This is a genomic window from Pseudomonas sp. HK3 (assembly GCF_052920985.1).
In genome coordinates this window covers 809,777-829,990 of record NZ_JBREXD010000001.1, presented here as the reverse complement: position 1 = coordinate 829,990, position 20,214 = coordinate 809,777, and the positions used below count along the sequence as shown (strand labels likewise).

Sequence of the window (20,214 nt, the reverse complement as noted above, 5' to 3'; positions counted from 1 at the left end):
GTTTAATTAATGTTTAGTGCGGCCAATGTGTTGAGTGATTCGGTCTAAAATGATGGCCAAAACCACAATGCCTAAACCGCCAACGGCCGCGATGCCTATGTCGTTTCGCCCAATACCTTGTAACACCATTAAACCCAAACCCGGTACGGCAATCATAGAAGCAATCACCACCATTGAAAGCGCAAGCATTAAGGTTTGATTGACCCCAGCCATAATTGTTGGCAAAGCAAGAGGCAGCTGAACTTTAAACAGCAGTTGTTTTGGGTTGGTGCCAAATGCTTTGGCCGCTTCAATTAAGTCAGCCGGGACTTGGCGAATGCCTAAGTTGGTTAAGCGAATCATGGGCGGCACCGCAAAAATAATGGTCACCACAACACCCGCTACTTTACCCGGGCTAAATAACATGACGATGGGAATCAAATATACAAAGGCGGGCGTGGTTTGCATGGCATCTAAAATAGGGCGTACGATTGAGACCGCTTTGTCAGAACGTGATAGCCAAATGCCCATGGGCAAGCCGATGATCACGCAAAAGAACAGCGACGTGATGACGAGTGACAACGTCACCATGGCATCATCCCATGCGCCAATTAATCCGATGCTTAACAAGCCTAAAAACGAGCCAATGGCGATATTACGGGTGGATAATTTCCAAGCCATTAACGCTAAAGCGATAATGATAAGCGGTGCGGGTACCCATAATAAAAACGCTTCGATGGAGTTTAAGATCCAACCAATGGGTTGCGAGAGTGCCTGAAACAACGGGCGTAAAAAAGGCACCACAGCATCAAGGGTTGCATCTACCATATCGTTAAATGGCACGATGCCACCGTCTACTTTGAATGGCTCTGTCCAATCAAAACTTTGAGCGACTTCGTTAGACTTATCAGCAAGATAATCGGCATTGTTGTTTTCTTGAGTGCCCCATGGGTTGTCTTGGCTCATAGCGCTTCTCCTGTTTGACGATCCAGTGCTTCTAATAAAACGGTTTTACTAATCACCCCTAAAAACTTACCTTGATCGTTAACAACCGGTGGTGAGCAAGGTGATTGAGCCACATCAGAAATCAAATCCCCAAGTGGTATGTCAGCCATAATCGTTTGCGGTGATTTTAACAATGCGCTTTCGATAGGCTTTTCTTGTTGCTTTGCTTTCTTGAGCGAATCTGTTGATACCACGCCAATGAACTGATTGCTGGCGTCGACCACATATCCGAAGTCACGATCATTATCTTTTAACAGCTGTAAACTTGTGCTGATGCCGGTATCGGATGTCTTTTTGATTAAGGTTTGCTGTGTGCGACGAGCAACATCTTTTGCGGTTAGTACGGTGCTGACATCGACACCGCGGAAAAACGAACGCACATAATCGTTTGCGGGATTATTGATGATGTCATCGGGTGTGCCCACTTGAACTACTTCACCACCTTGCATGATGGCAATGCGATCACCAATGCGTACCGCTTCATCTAAGTCGTGGGAAATGAATACAATGGTGCGTTTATCTTCGGCTTGTAAGCGTAATAATTCGTCTTGCATTTCGGTACGAATAAGCGGGTCGAGGGCACTGAACGCTTCATCCATCAGCAATACATCAGGATTAATACAAAGCGCACGGGCTAAGCCAACACGTTGCTGCATACCACCCGAAAGCTCTCTTGGGTAAGAATCTGCATTGGGTAATAAACCCACACGGTCTAGAGCCGCATCGGCTCGTTTTTGGCGCTCTTCAATGGAGACTTCACCGGCTAAATCTAAGCCGAAGGCCACGTTGTCGCGCACACTGATATGAGGCATGAGTGCGAAGGATTGAAACACCATGGAAATTTTATGCAAACGTATTTGGCGAAGCGCCTCTTCGTCGAGTAAGGCGATGTCGGTATCATCTAAAAATATTTTGCCTTGGGTTGGTTCAATTAAGCGGTTAAGCATGCGTACCATGGTGGACTTACCTGAACCGGAAAGCCCCATAATGACGAAAATCTCGCCTTCGTAAATGTCGAAGGAGGCGTCTTTTACACCGACAGTTTGTCCGATTGCAGCGAATATTTGATCTTTTGTCTTCCCTTGCTCCACCATTCTCATGGCTTTTTTCGGGTTCTTACCAAAAATCTTATACACATGCTGTATAGATAATTTTGTTTTCATTGAACCGCCCTTGGCTTTTTATTGCTTGAGTTTTAGATGGGGCTGAAAAATAACGCGTCAATTATTGGTTTAAGCGAATCAGTTGATGCTCGTACTCGTTTTGACCGCGTTTAGATGTCTAATGATTTTTATTTTTAGCCCTGAGCCTACGACTCATATCAATCTAAGTGCGTGGTGATGCATCAAACCATAACATTGTGACAGCTAAATCGCCAATTTGCAGGGGTTGCAGGTGTTTGCTTTTAGTGTGATGCGGGGTTTAACGTTGATGAGAAAGCTGCTGCGTGAGTGCCCAACTGACGTGCTCTTGTACTAATTCAGAGTTGAAATGAGATTTATCGTTTAGAGCTGTAATGATTTCAGATGAATACGGCGCATTACCCAGTGCCACGGCAATGTTGCGTATCCAGCGTTCATGGCCCGCACGGCGTATGGGGGTGCCTTCGGTTTTACTTAAAAAAGTGGCTTCATCCCACGCAAATAATTCGAGCAGGGTGGCCGTGTCTAGGTTGTGGCGCGGGGTGAAATCTTTTTCTTGGGATGCCTTAGTGAATTTATTCCAAGGGCAGCACAGTTGGCAGTCGTCACAACCAAAAATACGATTGCCCATTTTGCTGCGCAGCGCCACCGGGATCGCGGTTTTTAATTCGATGGTTAAATACGAAATGCATTTACGCCCATCGACCACGTGGTTATCCACAATAGCGCCAGTGGGACATTCTGTGATGCAGGCGGTGCAACTGCCGCAATTCATTTCTTTATAAGGCTCATCAATAGGCAGAGGTAAATTAGTGAACAATTCCCCCAAGAAAAAATAGCTGCCAGCTTTTGGGTTAATGAGCATGGCATTCTTACCAATCCAACCCATCCCCGCTTTTTGCGCAAGGCCGCGTTCAAGTACTGGTGCGCTGTCGACAAAGGCGCGAAAGTTAGGCGACAGCTCTAATTCGCTAATGGCTTGTTCTATTTTTTTGCCCAGTTGGGTAATGCGTTTGCGCATAAGTTTGTGGTAATCACGGCCTAATGCATAACGGCTTATGTAAGCTTGATTGGGGTTATTCAGTACGCGAATGGTCTCCACTTCAGGAGCCATGTAATCCATGCGCAAACTGATAATGCGAAAGGTGCCGGGATGGAGTTTTTCAGGGCGGTAACGCATGTCATCGTGATCGGCCATGTATGCCATTTCACCGTGGTAGCCTTTATCTAGCCATTCGACTAAGCGCTCGCCGTGGGCTTGCAAGTCCACATCGGTAATCGCCACTTGGGCAAAGCCCAGCTCTTGTCCCCAGACTTTTATATCGTTTGCCAGCGCTTGGCTTTGTTCTGGGGTGATCATAAACACAAGAAACCTTTTAGAGAAACGCTGAATTTTACGTCACTTAGCAGGCTATCTCTATGAATTACTGCTATTAAAACCCCAACTTGCGTGAAATCCCTAGGCTTATGTCATAGGTCGAAAACTTATAGCCGCGTTCGATCCCCTGAATATAGACACTGCTTGAAAGCTCAGTGATCCATTTTTCAAATTCATAGGCTAAATACAGGCGCGCACCATAACTGAGACCATCTGAATCATAATCATCAAGACGACAATTTTGCTTGATATCAGACTTGCTCGCGGTGCCTTTTAGTAAATTTGAACCGGCGGCGTAACACGCGCTATTGGTTTTATCATCAGTGACATAGGCGGTGCCTTTTACTTTGGAGTAACCAACATTAAGCCCCAAGCCAGTGGTTAGTGCATTGTCTGGCGTGTCGTCTTCTCGGCTAAAGGTATAAAACAAGGTAGGTGAAAATGCGTAAACCGTCATTTTACTGTAAGTGAGTAGATCAACCGATTTGCTGTGATCGCCACGAGATATTTTCTGTTTAAACGCGGTGTCTGAGAAATAACTGCCACCCAGTTGATAGCCAAAGTTTGAGTTCTCGAAATAATTGTCACCTAAACTAAGTGAAAGTAAGGGTGATGGAGTGAGCTCGCCGACCATTTCAAATTAGGTTTCGTTGATATTTGTTTTCTCAAATTTCATGGAGCGTCTAGAAAAGTTAAGCCCAATTTTTAAATAGACCCCTTTTAACAGCCCCAATGCGGTTTTCCCGCATTTTGATTGCGCGACGTCTTCAAGTAACGCCTCACAATCCTTTATGTCTTTATCAAACTCAGTCGGAAACGACAACGCCCAGCTTAGTTGAGCGGTACACAATGTTAAAACGAGTAGAATGGCTTTCATTTTAATCCATTAAATTTCAATCAGCACAAAGGCGCGAATTGGATAATAAATCATTCATGGCGTCAATTTTTCTTAAAAACGAGTAAACGCTCCTTTAATTTGAACCATGGAGAACTTGCGTGATGCAGGTATAATCGGCTTATTTACGATTGTGGTAGGCACGGATGACGACACAAACAGCACTGCGCTTGAAATCAGATATGGGAATTGCGCTATACACCGCTCAGCAATGCCAAAAGCTAGATCGCCATTGTATTGATGACTTAGGGTTTTCTGGTTATGCGCTAATGCAACAGGCGGCTCAAGCGGCTTTTGCTGTCATGCTAAGTGAATGGCCCAATGTGCAAGAGCTCATCATGTTATGCGGTAAAGGTAACAACGGCGGCGACGGTTTTGAAATGGCCAGCATTGCACAAGAGCATGGCATCGATGTTCAGCTCGTCTTTGACGGCCCTATTTATCGCTTAGAAGGCGAGGCCAAGCAGGCCGCTGAAGCAGCCATAACCTCAGGGTTAAGCGTAATATCAAGTGCACAAATTAATTGGTATAAGCCTAATTGTGTCATCGTTGATGCGCTCTTAGGGGTTGGTATGACTGGCGCGCCAAGTGAAGACGTTGCCGAATTGATTACGCAAGTGAATGACAGTCCGTTGCCTGTTTTATCATTGGATGTGCCTTCCGGTGTTAACGCTACAACGGGTTATGTGGCAGAGGTTGCTGTGATTGCGGACATCACCGTTACGATGCTCCTCAACAAACAAGGTTTATTCACAGGCGATGCCCCTGACTACGTTGGGCAAGTTCGAATGGCTAATTTGGGGATACCCAAAACGGTTCGCTCCCACCTACAAACCAGTTCGCGTTTGCTTAATTGGCACAGCATTCAACAAGGGCCGTTTTTTCACCCAAGAAAAGTCACCGCACACAAAGGCGATTTTGGTCACGTTCTGATTATTGGTGGCGATAGTGGTATGGCGGGCGCGGTAAGCTTAAGTGCCTCGGCGGCATTGCGCAGTGGTGCAGGGCGGGTCAGTGTGGCAACTCGCCCAGAACATGTATCGGCTATTGTGGCGCGTCAGCCAGAAGTCATGGCGCACGGTATCGAGTCTGGCCAGCAGTTATTACCTTTGCTGGCCAAAGCGGATGTTATAGCCATTGGCCCAGGCCTTGGTCAAAGTAGCTGGGGTCAACAAATGCTACAACAAGTGATGCAAACCCAGTTGCCCGTTGTACTGGATGCGGACGCATTGAATTTACTGGCACAAGGGAATATTAAGCATAATTTGTCGCAGCGAGTGAGTGTGATGACACCCCATGCAGGGGAAGCGGCCCGCTTATTAGGGGTCGATATACCAACAATCGCTCAAGATCGCTTTGCTGCATTACGGCTATTAAGTGAACGATATAGCAGTTATGTGGTATTAAAAGGCGCAGGTTCCATCATGGGTGATCACAAAGGCATTAACGTTTGCACAGATGGTAATCCTGGCATGGCCAGTGGCGGTATGGGCGATGTGTTAACCGGAATCGCCGCCAGCTTTATGGCTCAGCATTTGGACGCACTCCCTAAGCATTGCCATCAAGTGATCAGTGGCGCGGTATGTTTACATAGCGCAGCTGCCGACGAGGGCTCAAAACAAGGACAAAGTAGTTTACTGGCCAGTGATTTGCTAGTTGAATTACGCCAGTTGCTAAATTGACAAATTACGGTCGTTATTAATTGATTGTCATTCATATAGATAGAGACACAGATGGACCAAATATCACAGCAGTTTACCGATGAGCAGGCCATGCTAGATTGGACCCAATCTAAGGCGAAGTCTTTACAGCCCGGTTTAGTGATTCACTTACATGGTGACCTAGGAATGGGGAAAACCACTTTGAGCCGCGGTTTGATTCAGGGCTTGGGTCATAACGGAAATGTAAAAAGCCCCACTTACACCTTGGTAGAACCTTATGAGCTTGGTACCCTGCGTGTTTACCACTTTGACTTGTACCGCTTAGCAGACCCAGAAGAATTAGAGTTTATGGGGGTTCGAGATTATTTTGCAGATGACACATTGTGCTTAATCGAATGGCCAGAAAAAGGGGCGGGTGTGTTACCTGAAGCCGATATCGACATCGTGATTGAACCTTGGCAACAAGGTCGGGAATTGACGTTTAATAGTCATTCCGAAAAAGGACGCGCCCAGCTAATGGCTTGGGCATAGAGTTTCATTCCAATAAAAAGAAGTAACGTGCGTACCGTATTAGCCGTTTTATTAATGACAATATCCAGCCTAACGCTTGCCGATGTGCAAGGGGTTAGGCTTTGGCACGCCCCCGATAACTCACGTCTTGTCTTTGATTTAAATGAGAAATTCGAACATAAAATTTTCCCATTAAGCTCGCCTAATCGCTTGGTGATTGATATTGAGAACAGCAAAATGCTGGACTCACTCAAAGACCTCGACCTAAAAGTTGGCCCCATTAAAAAAGTGCGTTGGGGCATGCGTGATAAAAAAGACCTGCGCATCGTATTGGATTTACGCCACGCGGTGGATGCCAAGAGTTTTCCTCTGGCGCCCAATGATCAATACAGTCATCGTCTGGTGGTAGATTTATTACCTAGAAACGTCGGCACGCGACCACTAACCATATCCAAACCCATACTGGATGCAAAACAAACCCAAGCCACAAGCCGTGACATTATTATTGCCATTGATGCGGGGCACGGCGGTGAAGACCCTGGTGCCATTGGCCATGGTGGGATCTACGAGAAAAAAGTGGTATTGGCCATTGCGCAAAAGTTGGCGGCTTTATTAAAGAAAGAGCGAGGCTTTAAACCCGTGTTAGTGCGCACAGGTGATTACTACATTGGTTTACGAGAGCGAACCAAAAAAGCCCGCTCATCGAATGCCGATTTATTTATATCGATTCATGCGGATGCCTTTAGCAGTCATCGCGCAAGCGGTAGTTCCGTGTTTGCTTTGTCGCAGCGAGGCGCCACATCCGAAGCGGCGCGCTGGTTGGCCGATAAAGAAAACTCATCAGATTTAATCGGTGGGGTTGGCGGCGTCAGCCTAGACGACAAAGAAGATTTATTGGCCGGTGTACTATTGGATTTGTCCATGACGGCCAGCTTGAGTGTGAGCCTAGACTTGGGGCAAATGGTGCTTAACAGCATGGGAGGGGTTTCAAAGCTGCACAAGCGTAAGGTGGAGCAAGCAGGTTTTGCGGTTTTAAAGTCGCCTGATATTCCTTCACTGTTAATTGAAACGGGATTTTTATCCAACCCAGGCGAAGCAAAGAAATTAAAAACCTCGTCGTATCAGCGCAGAATGGCCACCTCGATTTATCAAGGCATCAAGCGTTATTTTATGCAGTATCCGCCGCCGGGTACCTATCTAGCGAGCGTGCGTAATACCAGTGATCGCTTAAGAGAATATGTCATCGCGCCAGGTGATACGCTCTCTGTCATAGCACAGCGACACGCTACATCCATGTCGACGCTCAAAGAGCTAAATGGTTTAAAAACCAGTATCATACGCGTCGGCCAAGTGATCAAAGTGCCAGCCTCTTAACGGGTTGGACATTCATCAAACTCAAAAAGAACACCATGAAACGTATCGAAGTTTTAAGTCCTCGTCTTGCTAACCAAATCGCTGCTGGTGAAGTTGTCGAGCGCCCAGCAAATGTGGTGAAAGAGTTAGTTGAAAATAGCCTAGATGCAGGTGCTAATCGCATCGAAGTGGATATTGAACAAGGGGGCGTTAAGTTAATTCGCATCCGTGATAATGGTTTTGGTATTGAAAAAGGCGACCTTCCGCTTTCGTTAAGCCGTCACGCCACCAGTAAAATTAAAGACCTTGATGATTTAGAGTCCGTGCAAAGCTTGGGTTTTCGCGGCGAAGCATTGGCATCCATTGCGTCTGTTTCGCGCTTGGTATTAAGCTCTCACGAACAAGAAAGCGACGAAGCGTGGCAAGTGCAAGCCGAAGGCCGTGACATGGCCACCGAGGTTAAACCGTGCGCGCACCCTGTGGGCACCACCATTGAAATGCGTGACTTATTTTTTAACACGCCTGCTCGTCGCAAATTCTTGCGTACCGAAAAAACCGAATTTAACCACTTAGAAGAAGTGGTTAAGCGCATGGCATTGAGCCGTTATGATGTCTCATTCCAATTGCGTCACAATCAAAAAGTGATCCACAGTTTGCGTCCATGCCTATCCGAATTTGATAAAGAAAAACGGGTGGCCAGTTTGCTCAACGCTCAATTTATGAAAGAAGCGGTGAGCATCGAAATGGAAGGTGCCGGCTTAAGATTATGGGGCTGGGTTGGCTTGCCGACCTTTAGCCGCAGCCAAGCCGATATGCAGTACTTTTTTGTAAATGGTCGTATCGTGCGTGACAAACTTGTGGCCCACGCTATTCGCCAAGCGTATCAAGATGTTTTATATCATGGCCGCCACAGCGCGTTTGTGTTGTATTTAGAATTAGACCCGGCGCTGGTGGATGTAAACGTTCACCCAACCAAACATGAAGTTCGCTTTCGTGATGGCCGCTTGGTGCATGATTTCTTATTCCGCTCGTTGCATAAAGCCCTTGGAGAAGTGCGTCCAGAAACCCCAGAGCCAAACGCCGATTCAAACACTGAATTGCACAGCCAGCCACACGTGACGGGAATTGCCGCGGGTGAGTTTGCCGGGCAAAACAATATGCCATTGCAACAGGCGCAGGCCACAGGTAATCCTTGGCAAAATAATTACACGCCTCAATCGATTGCGCCTGGGCAAGTGCAAGAGCACATGCAAAATTATGGGCAGCTGCATCAAGGCGGTGCCGTGCCAAGTGGTTCTTCGTTTTCACAGCCTATGCCTAATACCAATACCATGGCGACCATGGACATGAACACGGCAGGCAATAAAGAAATTCCACCATTAGGTTATGCCGTTGCGCAATTACATGGTGTGTTTATTTTATCGCAAAACGAGCATGGTTTAATCGTGGTCGATATGCACGCCGCCCACGAACGTATTACCTATGAACGCTTAAAGGTAGCTTATGATGAGCAAGGCATCGCATCGCAACCGTTACTGGTGCCAGAGACCATTCATGTGAGCCAAGAGCAAGCCGATATTGCTGAGCAGCAAGCGCAAGAGTTATCTAAGCTTGGTTTTCAGTTAGAGCGTTTAGGCCCTGAAAGCTTAGTGATTCGTCAAATGCCGGTATTACTGCGCAGTGCCAATAGCGAAGCGCTGGTGGTGAAAGTGCTTGAAGATTATCGTCAGCATGGTGGCTCACGTCACATGACCGAGTTTAGAAACGAAGTGTTGTCGAGTATGGCATGCCATGGTTCCGTGCGCGCAAACCGTCAGCTCACCATAGCTGAAATGAACGGTTTACTGCGTGACATGGAAATCACCGAGAGAAGCGGCCAATGCAATCATGGTCGCCCCACTTGGACGCAGCTTTCAATGAAAGAGTTAGATAAATTATTTATGCGTGGGCAATAATGTCACAGTCACCATTACCACCAGCCATTTTTATTATGGGCCCAACGGCTTCGGGCAAAACGGCCCTAGCGTGCGCGCTTTATGATGAGCTGCCGTGTGAATTAATCAGCGTCGACAGTGCGCTGGTGTATAAAGATATGAACATTGGCACCGCAAAACCCACCACCGCTGAGCTAGCCCAGTATCCGCATCACTTAATTGATATCCGTGATCCGTCAGAGCCATACAGTGCCGCAGATTTTCGTGAAGATGTTTTAACCTGCATGGCGCAAGTCACAGCAAGAGGTAATATGCCGGTGTTGGTGGGCGGTACCATGCTGTACTTTAAATTTTTATTGGAAGGCGCCGCGGATTTACCAGAAGCAGATGACGCAGTGCGCAAACAAATAGAAGATGAGGCTGCAGAAATGGGTTGGCCTGCTATTCATGAAAAATTAGCGCAAGTTGACCCAGAGTCGGCGGCGCGTTTAAACCCGAATGACCCTCAGCGCGTGCAGCGTGCATTGGAAGTGTATCGGTTAACAGGCAAAACATTGACCGAGCATTGGGCGCAACAGCAGCAAAAAAGTATCCCTTATCAAGTTGTGCAATTTGCCATTTGCCCCAAAGAGCGCAAAACGTTGCATGAGCGTATCGAAATGCGTTTCGAACAAATGTTAAAAGATGGCTTTGTTGATGAAGTACGCACGTTGTATCAACGAGGTGACCTGCATGAAAGCTTGCCTGCCATTCGCGCAGTGGGCTATCGTCAAGTATGGGAATACCTTGATGGGCAACTAAGTTATGACGAAATGATCTTTAAAGGAGTGGTCGCAACACGCCAGCTCGCTAAGCGTCAAGTGACATGGTTACGAGGCTGGAAAAACTTAAACTGGCTAGAAAGTGAAGACCCTAATTTAGTAAAAACAGCGCTATCTATTTTGAAGTCAGAAGTTCCATCGCTTTAAACAACATATTGTTTTAATAAGAGTGAATTTAATTGGCCCAATCCCGCCTTATAGTCTGTTATGCTGCTGCTAAATTTAGTGTGCGTGAGTTTTATTTCACTAAATACTAAGTAAGCGTCTATTACTTTAAAGGCAGTAAAAAATTGAGACGGTATAAATCAAAGGCACATTCTTATTGATTTATGACCAAGCGTTGAAGTCGGCATCTACCACTTTGTAGATAGATACTTATCTTAGGTTTAATAAATGGTTGGCATATTGTCATTGATTTGTTACTAAACCATTAAAGTTAGCGCCTTCTGCCTTGAAAATAGTAGAATCCGAGGCCATAGTTGTGGCATAGTCCGCGCACAATTGCATAGGGCATGGGCGAATCGCTCAATCATTAGGAGATAAAAATAATGTCAAAAGGGCACTCCCTACAAGACCCTTACCTGAATGCGCTTCGTAAAGAACGTATTCCTGTATCCATCTTTTTGGTTAATGGTATCAAACTGCAAGGTCAGGTTGAGTCATTTGATCAATTCGTCATCGTGCTGAAAAACACAGTGAGCCAAATGGTTTATAAACACGCCATTTCCACTGTTGTGCCGTCACGTAATGTTCGCCTACCGGCAACAGATAAAGACGAAGAATAATCGAATTATCCTAAATAGCTCGAACGATATTCAGCCTAGGTTGTCTATGGTGCGAGCTATTTTGCTATTACTTCGCTTGTTTGTGCCTGCAATCGTGCACCACAGTGGGCGATATTATTTAATATGAGGTAGGCCTTGTTTTTTGATCGTCCCGATAGCGGCGAAGGCGCAGTACTAGTCCACATTGATTTTCCTGAAGGTGCTGAAAAGGAAGATCCCCGTGAATTTGAAGAGTTAGTTCAAAGTGCAGGGCTAGCCGCTCTTGCTCTCATTACTGGCACTCGCAGTTCCCCAGATTCTAGAACCTACATTGGTAAAGGAAAGCTCGAAGAAGTTCGTGAAGCCGTCGAATTTTGCGAGGCTGAACTTGTTCTTTTCAATCATGCGTTATCCCCAAGCCAACAGCGTAACTTAGAAGTCGAATTAGAATGCCGAGTAGTCGACCGTACCGGTTTGATTCTGGACATTTTTGCTCAGCGTGCCCGTACCCATGAGGGTAAGTTGCAAGTTGAACTGGCACAGTTGCAATATCAAGCCACGCGTCTTGTTCACGGTTGGTCGCACCTAGATCGCCAGCAGGGCGGTTATGGTATGCGAGGGACGGGTGAAACCCAATCTGAGGCGGATCGCCGATTATTGCGTGATCGCGAAAAACTAATCAAAAGCCGCTTAAAGAAAGTACAAAGCCAACGAGACCAGAGTCGTCGCGCGCGTAAGCGTTCGTCTATTCCATCTGTGTCTTTGGTCGGTTATACCAATGCGGGTAAATCCACATTATTTAATGCCCTTACCAATGCTGAGGTTTATGCAGCGGATCAATTGTTCGCAACTCTTGATCCAACGTTGCGCCGCTTACCCGTACAAGGTTTGGGTGAGATTGTATTGGTCGATACAGTTGGATTTATCCGCCATCTGCCGCATAAACTTGTAGACGCTTTTAAAGCAACATTGCAAGAAACCCGTGAAGCCGATTTATTACTTCATGTGATTGACTGTGCGGATGATGATCGTGCGTTAAATATGGAACAAGTTGAGATCGTGCTAGATGAGATAGACTCATTGGATCGACCAACACTGCAGGTCTTTAATAAGATTGATTTAATGCCGGGGCAGAAGTCGCGTATTGATCGAGACGAAAGTGGTATGCCTTGGCGCGTATGGCTCAGTGCAAAAGACGCAAATGGTCTTGAGCTTGTCAATCAGGTGATTGGTGAAATGCTTACCAATAATTTGTTTGAACAAACGATAGAGTTAAGCCCTAAAGAAGGGCAATTGCGTGCATTATTGTATGATCAGGGCGCTATTTTAAATGAAACCATTGATGAAAGTGGTCAGTTTGTCTTAGATGTGCGTATAGAAAAAGAAGATATGCTTAAATTACTTTCTCGAGCGGGTATTTCGTCAGAGCGATTTATTCCGAAAGAAAAAGAGTTCTGGCAGTAATAGTGATACTGTTTGGCGTATCATAAAAAACAAATGGTTATGATTTTTTAATATGAAAAAACTAAATGGAGTGCTTATGGCTTGGAATGAGCCTGGTGGCGGTAAAAACGACAAAGACCCTTGGGGCAATAATAATCGTGGTGGCAACAATCAAGGGCCACCTGATTTAGATGAAGCCTTAAAGCAATTGATGGACAAATTAAACGGTATGTTTGGTGGTAAGAAATCAAACGGTACTGGCGGATCAAAAAATGGCGGCTCTGGTGCCGGCGGTTTATTTGGTTTGATCCTAGTTGGTTTGATCGGCATGTTTGTTTACATGTCTGTGTTCACAATCGATGAACAAGAGCGTGGCGTTGTATTAAGTGTTGGTAAATATGACCGCACATTAGAGCCTGGCCTGCGTTTCATTATTCCGTTTATTGAGATTTTGACCCCTGTCAATGTGACCAATGTTCGAAATGCTGAACTCAAAGAGCTTATGTTAACGCAAGACGAAAACGTCGTTGAAGTAGCAATGAACGTTCAATACCGTGTTGTTGATCCTGTTTCGTTCTCATTACGTGTTGAAGACCCAGAGCAGTCGCTTATTCACGCAGCTGAATCGGCATTGCGTCATGAAGTGGGTAGCACAAACATGGACCCAATTCTAACCAGTGGTCGTACGTTACTTGCAGGCAATGTACGTGATCGTTTGCAACGATATATGAGTAATTACCAAACGGGTATTGAGATCGATAAAGTCAATATCAAAGATGCGACGGCGCCTCAGCAAGTTAAAGCGGCATTCGATGACGTACAAAGCGCGAAGCTAGATAAAGAGCGTTACGTAAACGAAGCTGAAGCCTACGCCAACACCATCGTGCCAGAGGCTCGTGGTAAAGCACAGCGTATGCTAGAAGAAGCCAATGCTTATGAAGAGCAAGTAATTGCTCAAGCAGAAGGTGAAGCGGATCGTTTTGTGAAATTGCATCAAGAATATCGCAAAGCGCCAAAAGTTACTCGTGAGCGTTTGTACTTAGATAGCATTAGCAAAGTGTATGGTAATTCAAGCAAGGTGCTGGTTGATGTAGAGGGCGGAAACAACATGATGTACATCCCATTGGATAAAATCATGGAGTCAAACCGAGGTGCTCGTGATTCTGGCACCGCTTCTAATGCGGATATTTCAGGTATCGCTGATCAAGTTGTTGAAGAGTTACGTCAGCGTCAAGCCGGTCGTGTTAGGGAGGGTCGATAATGAGTCCTAAGTCTATTGTTCTTGGCGTAGTTGCCGTTGCTATTGTGCTGTTTGGTTTGTCTAGCGTGTACATGGTGAATGAAACTGAGCGTGCGATTAAGCTGCGTTTTGGTGAAATCATTGATGATGATATTCAGCCAGGTATTCACATCAAAATGCCTATGATTGATGACATTAAGAAGTTTAATGCGCGTATCTTAACCTTGGATGCCCGTCCTGAGCGTTTCTTAACGGCAGGTAAAAAGTTCTTAATTGTTGATAGCTTTGTAAAATGGAGAATCGAAAATGTTCGTGACTTCTATAAAGCCACATCAGGTGATCGTTTTAGAGCGGCTAGCTTACTGGCTAACTTAGTGAATGATGGCATCCGTGCTGAATTTGCTAACCGTACCGTTCAAGAAGTGGTTTCTGGTGAGCGTGATGAGTTGATGGTGCATTTGACCAAGATTCTTAATCAGCAGTCTGAAAGCCAGTTTGGTATTAAGATCCTAGATACCCGTGTTAAAGGTATAGATCTGCCAGAAGACTTGATGAACAACGTTTACCGTCGAATGTCTGCAGAACGTGAGCGTGAAGCTCGTGAACTTCGTTCTCAAGGTAAAGAGCTTGCTGAAGGTATTCGTGCCGACGCTGACCGTCAAAAGACAGTATTAGTCGCAAATGCATATAAAGAATCTGAAGTAACTCGTGGTGAAGGTGATGCGAAAGCATCCGGTATTTATGCTAAAGCCTTTAACCGTGACCCTGAATTTTATTCTTTCACACGTTCTTTGAAAGCCTACGAGCAAACCTTTAACGGCCAAGAAGATGTGTTATTGCTGAAACCTGATAGTGACTTCTTTAAGTATATGAAGGACATGAGGGGCAAGTAAGCTGGCGCAAGCCATTATGTAGCCATAAAAGGTCGCTTAAGCGGCCTTTTTTTATGTTTATGAAAACGCTCATTAGATTGTGACTATAATTTGGGGTCAATTGTGTGAGTGGCTCAGTTTGACGAAAGGGGTTCTGGCAGGGCGACTTTGCTTACTGCTTGGGATTCGGTAAAAAAACGTGTAGAATTCGCAAAACCGGGCTAATCCCCGGTTTTTTTATGTACAGGATGTACCGTGTATCGCGATATCAGGATGATATAGAGCGTATATGTAGCGACCCTTATGATAGACAGCTCTGTTTGGCAGCAAATTCTAATCGCATTTAGTCTGGTTTTGGTACTGGAAGGCATCATTCCCTTTTTGTACCCCAGTCGCTGGCGTCGCTTGGTGGTTCAAATAGCCACCATGGACGATAAAACGATGCGAATAGTTGGCCTTGTGAGCATGCTCTGTGGTGTAGGGCTTTTAATCATAGTTACCTAGAGATAAGAGCGAGTTCAGTATGAATCAAGCCGATCGCTGGTTGTTACCCGACGGTATCGAAGAACTCTTGCCTCCCGAGGCAAAGCAGCTTGAAACCATGCGCCGTACCCTATTAGATACCTTTTCTAATTGGGGATATGAGCTGGTTGTCCCGCCACAATTAGAATTTCTTGAATCATTGCTAACGGGTGTTGGCAGTGATCTAAATTTACACACCTTTAAAGTAACCGATCAGTTAACGGGTCGCTTAATGGGTGTGAGTGCGGATATCACGCCGCAAGTTGCGCGTATGGATGCCCATAGTTGGGCGAAAGAAGGCATTAATCGCCTGAGTTATTGCAGCTCTGTTTTGCATACTCGCGCAAAATCGTTATTAAGCAGTCGCGCACCTATGTTAATTGGTGCCGAATTATTCGGCGAGTCCGCCCCTTGTGCAGATGTAGAGATACTATCTTTACTGCTAGAAAGCATGGCGCGAGTTGAATTAGGTCAGGTGCATTTAGATATTGGCCATGTGGGTATTTATAAGGCGCTTGTGAACGCGGCTCAATTGAGCGAGCAAGCAGAAGCCCAAATTTTTGAAACCCTCAATAACAAAGCGGTGACTGAATACCGATTGTTAGTTGAGCAATATGTTCAGGGCGATAAGTTACAGCGTGCCTTTGTCTCGTTGCTTGAGTTGAATGGTTCAACTGATGTGCTAGAGCAAGCCAAAGCGCTCAGTGACGTGGCCGATGTGGCATCTTCGCTAGAGAATTTAAGTAAAATCTGCGCAACGTTGCAGTCACGCTTTAAAGATGTGGATATCTTTATTGATTTGGCTGAGCTTCGTGGCTTTGATTATCACACAGGCGTTGTATTTGCAGCCTATGTGGCAGGTCATGGTCAGGCAGTGGCTCAAGGTGGTCGCTACGATGACACCGGAGCTGTATTTGGTCGCGCTCGAGCGGCCACAGGATTCAGTGCGGATATTAAGCAATGGGTTCGTATTGTAAATAAACAAGCATCAACACAGGATGGCATTTTTGCACCGGTAGATGCGGACTGGTCTGCGGTGAGTGAACTACGCTCACAAGGCAAGCGAGTCATTAATGGGTTATCAGATACTGATACCCCAGCAGCCTTTGGTTGCACTTCGGTACTGGTACTCAAGAATGACCAGTGGATCGTGGAAACTCTTTAAGCAAATTATTACAGAGCAAACCAAGCTATGGGCAAGAATGTCGTTGTACTAGGTACACAATGGGGTGATGAAGGAAAGGGCAAGATCGTTGACCTTCTAACCGAAAAAGCAACTGCTGTTGTGCGTTTCCAAGGTGGCCATAATGCGGGTCATACTTTGGTAATCGATGGCGTGAAAACGGCGTTACACTTAATACCATCAGGTATTTTGCGTGATGGCGTTCAGTGCATCATCGGTAACGGTGTTGTGGTTGCACCCGATGCACTACTAAAAGAAGTGCGTGCATTAGAAGCGCGTGGCGTACCTGTGATGGAGCGTTTACGTTTATCTCACGCCTCGCCTTTGATTTTGCCATATCATGTGGCGCTAGATCAGGCTCGTGAGATCAAACGCGGCAATGCAAAAATCGGTACGACTGGCCGCGGTATTGGTCCTGCTTATGAAGATAAGGTAGCGCGTCGCGGTTTGCGTGTGGGTGATTTATATCAGCCAGAATTTGCTGATAAATTAAAAGACGTGATGGAATTCCATAACTTCTCACTTAAAAATTATTACAAAGTAGATGAAGTTAGTTACGAAGAGACGTTAGCGTCTTGCATGGACTGGGCAGAGCAAATCAAAGGCATCGTTGTTGATGCGGTTGATCTTGTGCATAGCATTCGTCTTGCTGGTGGCGATATTATGTTTGAAGGTGCCCAAGGCACGCTGCTAGACATTGATCACGGTACTTATCCATTTGTGACGTCATCAAACACCACTGCGGGCGGCGTTGCGTGTGGTTCTGGTGTTGGTCCGTTATACCTAGATCAAATTATGGGTATTACAAAAGCATACACGACACGTGTTGGCTCTGGCCCGTTCCCAACTGAATTGTTTGATTCAGTTGGCGAGCATTTGTCGACAGTTGGTCACGAAAAAGGTACCACCACTGGGCGTTCTCGTCGTTGTGGTTGGTTTGATGCTGCATTGGTTAAGCATGCCATTCGCGTAAACTCGGTGAACGCAATCTGCTTAACTAAGCTAGACGTATTAGACGGTCTTGAAGTGGTTAAGGTGTGTGTTGGTTATAAAGACGCTGACGGCAACATGATGAACGTTCCTGCGAGCGCTGATCAGTTTGAAAAAATTACACCCGTGTATGAAGAGCTACCTGGTTGGACTGAAAGCACCGTGGGTGCAAATAAGCTTGAGCAACTTCCAGAAAATGCAAAGGCGTATATTCGTTTTATTGAAAAAGCGATCGAAGCGCCAATCGATATTATTTCTACCGGTCCTGACCGCGTAGAGACCATCGTATTGCGTCATAGTTTCGATATCTGATTCTAGCGCTGCTAAAAAGCCCAGATTTATCTGGGCTTTTTTATGCCTGTTTGTTTTGTGGGATGTTTAGTGTTGTTTGTGTCCTGTGTTTCGTTGAGTATTTTGATTACTATTGTGTCCGGTTCAAAAAGTCTAAGAGGTGATAATGTCTCAATCAAAAGGTGAGCAGATTCGACGTCAGGTTATGGGTGATGAATTTGTGGATCGCGCATTAAATGCAGCGGACGAACTAACGCAGCCCATGCAAGATAATATTAATGAGCATGCATGGGGTGCTACTTGGTTGCGAGACGACTTAGATTTAAAAACCAGAAGTTTAGTGACGTTAGCCATGTTAACGGCCTTAAAGGCGCCTACCGAAATCAAGGGGCACACCCGTGGGGCCTTGCGTAACGGTGCGACTAAGCAAGAAATAGCAGCTGTGTTTTTACATGCACAAGTATACTGTGGTGCACCTGCTGCACAAGAAGGGTTTCGTGCAGCCAAGGAAGTATTGGATGCTTGGGAAGACTGATATGGGAAGTCATATATGAATCAGGCGTTAATTGAGATTTTGTCCGATGGTCAGTTTCACTCCGGTGAAGATCTTGGTGCGGCTTTGGGTGTCTCTCGGGCGGCTATCTGGAAACAATTGCAGAAACTAGACGCGCTGAATATTCCTTTGCACTCGGTAAAAGGGCGAGGTTATCGACTGCCTGATTCTGTCGAGCTTTTAAAAAAAGAAGTTATGGTGGAATGTGGTTTTCCGTCTGAGAGCTTTGAAAGTTGCGACTTAGCGTTGAGCATTGATTCAACCAATAGCGCTATGATGCAAAAAGCAGAAATGAATGATAATGCTCGCCATATTTGTTTTGCTGAAATGCAAACGTCTGGTCGGGGTCGTCGCGGTCGGCAGTGGCTAAGCCCGTTTGCGCGTAATTTGTATTTTTCTGTTCTGTGGCCATTTAGTCAGGGTATCGCCGCTATTCAGGGCTTAAGTTTGGTGGTGGGCTTGGCAATACATCGTGTTGTCCAGCGTCATGGTATTCAGGATGCGGGTTTAAAGTGGCCTAATGACATATTGGTTGGGCGCGGCGGTGTGTTTGCAAAAATGGGCGGTATTCTGATTGAAATTACCGGAAACGTTGCGGATAACTGTCAGGTGGTGATTGGTGTGGGTTTAAACTTGGATGTGTCATCACAAGATCAAGCGCTATTGGATCAGCAGGCAATTGGCTTAAAGCAGTTAGGTTTTAATGGTACGCGTAATCAGTTGGCTGCGGATATGGTGAGTGAATTGGTTGCGGTACTAACACAGTTTGATCAAACAGGGTTTGCGGCCTTTCAAGCGCAGTGGAATGAAGCAGATTGCTTTATGGATCAGCCGTTGAAAGTGCTCTTGCCATCAAGTGATATACAGGGTGTTGGCTGTGGTGTGAACGGCAAGGGCGAATATCAGTTAAAAACAGAGCATGGCATGCAGGTTATTAATGCTGGCGAGGTTAGTTTGCGTTTGAGTGGGGAGGCATGAAATGCGTTTAGAGTTAGATGTTGGTAATACTCGTGTTAAGTGGCGTCTGTGTGATCATCGAGGTCGCTTTGACGGCGGCTTAGATTTAAAAAAAGCGTTGATCGACGCACCTGCATGGGTGTCTTTGGTTGAGGATGTGTGGGTAAGTTCTGTTCATGATGAGCAAAATCCTTGGATTTCTGAGCAATTTCCTCAGGCTCGGTTTGCCCATAGTCAGGTGTCTCATATGGGGTTGAGTAATAGTTATCAAGACCCTCACAGAATGGGGGTTGATCGATGGCTGGTGATGTTGGCTGCATGGCATAAGAATCCAGATCAGGTCAATATTATTGTGGATGCCGGTACGGCAATTACACTCGATATAGTGGATGCATTTGGTCGGCATGTGGGTGGATATATTTGCCCTGGCTTTCAAATGATGAAAACCACATTGCTAGCAGAAACGAACAAGGTATTGGCCGAAGCTCCATGGCAAATTGCCCGAGCGCCCGGCCAGTCTACGCAGCAATGTGTTGATCATGGTATTCAAGATATGGTCGCATGCTGGGTAGAGCACCACAGGGTATTGCAGCCGGAGGCGAAAATCTGGATGACGGGAGGCAATGCAGAGGCGTTATCAACGTTATTGGTTGAGCCAGTAGAGTTAGTGTCAGACTTGGTGCTAGATGGCTTGCAGGTTTATTTTTCAAAGTAGAAGATT

Annotated in this window: 20 protein-coding genes; 15 read left to right on the top strand and 5 right to left on the bottom strand. The window is 45.9% G+C overall.

Features of this window, described 5'->3' with window-relative positions; translation table 11 throughout:
* Positions 1–6 precede the first annotated feature (6 nt).
* The 5 genes from proW to ACU6U9_RS03940 form a co-directional block, all read right to left on the bottom strand.
* Positions 7–945, bottom strand: coding sequence for a glycine betaine/L-proline ABC transporter permease ProW (gene proW / locus ACU6U9_RS03960; protein ID WP_446733769.1), 939 nt, complete (start codon positions 943–945; stop codon positions 7–9).
* Complete coding sequence (gene proV, locus ACU6U9_RS03955) at positions 942–2,147, bottom strand: glycine betaine/L-proline ABC transporter ATP-binding protein ProV (RefSeq protein WP_446733768.1); 1,206 nt, start codon at positions 2,145–2,147, stop codon at positions 942–944. The genes proW and proV overlap by 4 nt, the downstream gene beginning before the upstream one ends.
* A 259-nt stretch (positions 2,148–2,406) precedes the next feature.
* Positions 2,407–3,486 carry a tRNA epoxyqueuosine(34) reductase QueG gene (gene queG / locus ACU6U9_RS03950; RefSeq protein WP_446733767.1) on the bottom strand — a complete coding sequence of 360 codons (1,080 nt, stop codon included), beginning with the start codon at positions 3,484–3,486 and terminating at the stop codon, positions 2,407–2,409.
* 73 nt (positions 3,487–3,559) lie between these two features.
* Positions 3,560–4,138, bottom strand: coding sequence for a hypothetical protein (locus ACU6U9_RS03945; RefSeq protein WP_446733766.1), 579 nt, complete (start codon positions 4,136–4,138; stop codon positions 3,560–3,562).
* 6 nt (positions 4,139–4,144) lie between these two features.
* On the bottom strand, positions 4,145–4,381 hold the full coding sequence (locus ACU6U9_RS03940; protein WP_446733765.1) for a hypothetical protein: 237 nt from the start codon (positions 4,379–4,381) through the stop codon (positions 4,145–4,147).
* Between the two features lie 164 nt (positions 4,382–4,545).
* Here ACU6U9_RS03940 and ACU6U9_RS03935 point away from each other — a divergent pair, with 164 nt between their 5' ends.
* From ACU6U9_RS03935 to ACU6U9_RS03865, 15 genes are all read left to right on the top strand, one after another.
* The gene (locus tag ACU6U9_RS03935; RefSeq protein ID WP_446733764.1) at positions 4,546–6,081 is read left to right on the top strand and encodes an NAD(P)H-hydrate dehydratase; all 1,536 of its coding nucleotides are present in this window, start codon (positions 4,546–4,548) and stop codon (positions 6,079–6,081) included.
* Between the two features lie 51 nt (positions 6,082–6,132).
* Positions 6,133–6,591 carry a tRNA (adenosine(37)-N6)-threonylcarbamoyltransferase complex ATPase subunit type 1 TsaE gene (gene tsaE / locus ACU6U9_RS03930; RefSeq protein WP_446733763.1) on the top strand — a complete coding sequence of 153 codons (459 nt, stop codon included), beginning with the start codon at positions 6,133–6,135 and terminating at the stop codon, positions 6,589–6,591.
* A gap of 54 nt (positions 6,592–6,645) precedes the next feature.
* Positions 6,646–7,944, top strand: a complete 1,299-nt coding sequence (locus ACU6U9_RS03925) for an N-acetylmuramoyl-L-alanine amidase (RefSeq protein WP_446735051.1) — start codon at positions 6,646–6,648, stop codon at positions 7,942–7,944.
* Between the two features lie 35 nt (positions 7,945–7,979).
* On the top strand, positions 7,980–9,878 hold the full coding sequence (gene mutL, locus ACU6U9_RS03920) for a DNA mismatch repair endonuclease MutL (protein ID WP_446733762.1): 1,899 nt from the start codon (positions 7,980–7,982) through the stop codon (positions 9,876–9,878).
* Positions 9,878–10,825 carry a tRNA (adenosine(37)-N6)-dimethylallyltransferase MiaA gene (gene miaA, locus ACU6U9_RS03915; protein WP_446733761.1) on the top strand — a complete coding sequence of 316 codons (948 nt, stop codon included), beginning with the start codon at positions 9,878–9,880 and terminating at the stop codon, positions 10,823–10,825. The genes mutL and miaA overlap by 1 nt, the downstream gene beginning before the upstream one ends.
* A 401-nt stretch (positions 10,826–11,226) precedes the next feature.
* On the top strand, positions 11,227–11,463 hold the full coding sequence (hfq, locus tag ACU6U9_RS03910) for an RNA chaperone Hfq (protein WP_446733760.1): 237 nt from the start codon (positions 11,227–11,229) through the stop codon (positions 11,461–11,463).
* Between the two features lie 135 nt (positions 11,464–11,598).
* On the top strand, positions 11,599–12,906 hold the full coding sequence (hflX, locus tag ACU6U9_RS03905; protein ID WP_446733759.1) for a ribosome rescue GTPase HflX: 1,308 nt from the start codon (positions 11,599–11,601) through the stop codon (positions 12,904–12,906).
* Between the two features lie 76 nt (positions 12,907–12,982).
* Positions 12,983–14,146, top strand: a complete 1,164-nt coding sequence (gene hflK, locus ACU6U9_RS03900) for an FtsH protease activity modulator HflK (RefSeq protein WP_446733758.1) — start codon at positions 12,983–12,985, stop codon at positions 14,144–14,146.
* Positions 14,146–15,018 (top strand): protease modulator HflC, encoded by an 873-nt coding sequence (gene hflC / locus ACU6U9_RS03895; RefSeq protein ID WP_446733757.1) that lies wholly within the window; start codon positions 14,146–14,148, stop codon positions 15,016–15,018. Before hflK ends, hflC begins: the two co-directional genes overlap by 1 nt.
* Before the next feature lie 282 nt (positions 15,019–15,300).
* Complete coding sequence (locus tag ACU6U9_RS03890) at positions 15,301–15,501, top strand: DUF2065 domain-containing protein (protein WP_446733756.1); 201 nt, start codon at positions 15,301–15,303, stop codon at positions 15,499–15,501.
* 19 nt (positions 15,502–15,520) lie between these two features.
* Positions 15,521–16,684, top strand: coding sequence for an ATP phosphoribosyltransferase regulatory subunit (locus ACU6U9_RS03885; protein WP_446733755.1), 1,164 nt, complete (start codon positions 15,521–15,523; stop codon positions 16,682–16,684).
* A gap of 27 nt (positions 16,685–16,711) precedes the next feature.
* On the top strand, positions 16,712–18,004 hold the full coding sequence (locus ACU6U9_RS03880; RefSeq protein WP_446733754.1) for an adenylosuccinate synthase: 1,293 nt from the start codon (positions 16,712–16,714) through the stop codon (positions 18,002–18,004).
* 145 nt (positions 18,005–18,149) lie between these two features.
* The gene (locus tag ACU6U9_RS03875) at positions 18,150–18,518 is read left to right on the top strand and encodes a carboxymuconolactone decarboxylase family protein (RefSeq protein WP_446733753.1); all 369 of its coding nucleotides are present in this window, start codon (positions 18,150–18,152) and stop codon (positions 18,516–18,518) included.
* 15 nt (positions 18,519–18,533) lie between these two features.
* Complete coding sequence (gene birA / locus ACU6U9_RS03870; protein WP_446733752.1) at positions 18,534–19,514, top strand: bifunctional biotin--[acetyl-CoA-carboxylase] ligase/biotin operon repressor BirA; 981 nt, start codon at positions 18,534–18,536, stop codon at positions 19,512–19,514.
* A gap of 1 nt (position 19,515) precedes the next feature.
* A complete protein-coding gene (locus ACU6U9_RS03865; RefSeq protein ID WP_446733751.1) occupies positions 19,516–20,208 on the top strand; it encodes a type III pantothenate kinase in 693 nt (230 codons plus the stop codon).
* The last annotated feature ends 6 nt before the right edge of the window (positions 20,209–20,214 follow it).